Annotated in this window: 1 pseudogene; it reads right to left on the bottom strand. The window is 38.7% G+C overall.

Going from position 1 to position 336, the window contains the following annotated elements:
- A pseudogene (locus tag H6A27_RS15885) lies at positions 1-336 on the bottom strand (IS5/IS1182 family transposase); the annotation flags it as partial.

Here is a 336-nt window from a genome sequence, read left to right as displayed (position 1 = left end):
AAACATAATAGTCTTTCTCCTTGTTATAATACAGGTTTTCCTGTTTGAAAGGATTTGTCACATATTTGTCTGCTCTCTGCTCCTTATGAAAGAAATTGTACTTGACATACGCCTCTATTCCGTTTTCTTCCATAAAGCGATAGTTCTCTTCCGAGCCATAACCGGAATCGGCAACATCTTCTAAAGGAAAACGATTGTAACGTTCATGAAACGAATTCTCGAACGGAATCAATGTAAGAGTGTCTGTAGGATTGTGGAAGAGTTCAAAATCGAGCATAAACTGATTTTCGGTTCCGATTTGTAGGTTATATCCCGGTTTTAATTGCCCGTTCCCCA

The sequence above is a fragment of the Bacteroides caecigallinarum genome, assembly GCF_016902295.1.
GTDB classification, from domain to species: domain Bacteria; phylum Bacteroidota; class Bacteroidia; order Bacteroidales; family Bacteroidaceae; genus Phocaeicola; species Phocaeicola caecigallinarum_A.
This window is presented reverse-complemented; position numbering and strand designations above follow the sequence as displayed.